This is a genomic window from Oleiphilus sp. HI0043, assembly GCF_001634935.1.
Genome location: NZ_LWEY01001305.1, coordinates 1 through 1,024, shown reverse-complemented (window position 1 = coordinate 1,024; position 1,024 = coordinate 1). Strand labels below are relative to the sequence as shown.

Sequence of the window (1,024 nt, the reverse complement as noted above, 5' to 3'; positions counted from 1 at the left end):
ATCACCAGCGGCATGGATACTTATCCTCCAGCCATGAAGCCTTGGATTCTAGGTTTAAAAGATGCTATTCCATTGAAACGTATGGGAACCGAAGCGGAAATAAGCTCCGTGATCTGCTTTTTGCTAAGTGAAGGGGCAAATTTTATTAGTGGTGACTGTATTCGTATTGATGGTGCCGCCTCACAAGGAGGCCGCGTTGCACCGCTACCCAGAGCGAATAACTCTGAGTCTTATGATGGCTTCCATCGCGCAGAGCTTCCCAAAATTTTCCAAGAGGAAGAAGAATAAATCCCCCTCTCTCGTCATTCCGGCAGTGTCTAAGCCGGAATCCATAACGATAGCGGGGCATGAATAAACATGCTACCCGATTAAATATTTCGGGAATGGCATCAAAATAATACGGATACTTAAATGAGTATATTAGAGACAAGCATCGAAACTTCGTCTGAAGAGTTCCAGGCAAATGCCGAAGCCATGCAAGGCTATATTAACGAGTTTCGTAACGTTGAAAATAAAGTCGTAGAAAAAGAAAATCAAGCGAAGGAAAAGTTCATAAAGCGCGGTAAATTGTTACCGCGTGAACGTATCAATATGCTGTTGGATCGTGGCGCTCCTTTCCTTGAAGTGAGCAGTCTCGCTGGCTACAAGATGCACGATGATAAAGATGGTTCCATGGCCGGTGGCGGCATTATCGCGGGCATTGGGTATGTTGCAGGCATTCGCAGCATGATCATCGCCAGTAACAGCGCCATCAAAGGCGGAACGATTTCTCCTGCTGGTCTAGACAAGACGCTACGTTTACAGGAAATCGCCAAACTGAATAAGCTGCCTATCGTGACACTGGCAGAAAGCGGCGGCGCTAACTTGAACTACGCAACCGACATATTTGTGCAAGGTGCTCGCGGCTTCGCAAATCAAGCACGCTTGTCAGCGCAAGGTATTCCACAATTCACAGTGGTACATGGTAACGCAACGGCTGGTGGCGCCTATCAGCCTGGCTTATCGGATTACACGGTCGTAGTGA

At 47.4% G+C, this 1,024-nt stretch carries 2 protein-coding genes; both read left to right on the top strand.

Features of this window, described 5'->3' with window-relative positions; genetic code table 11:
- The coding region (locus A3729_RS17135) for an SDR family oxidoreductase (protein ID WP_156497987.1) at positions 1 to 288 on the top strand (288 nt) is incomplete at its 5' end.
- 123 nt (positions 289 to 411) lie between these two features.
- Positions 412 to 1,024: carboxyl transferase domain-containing protein (locus A3729_RS17130; RefSeq protein ID WP_304439732.1), on the top strand; the 613-nt coding region annotated here is incomplete at its 3' end.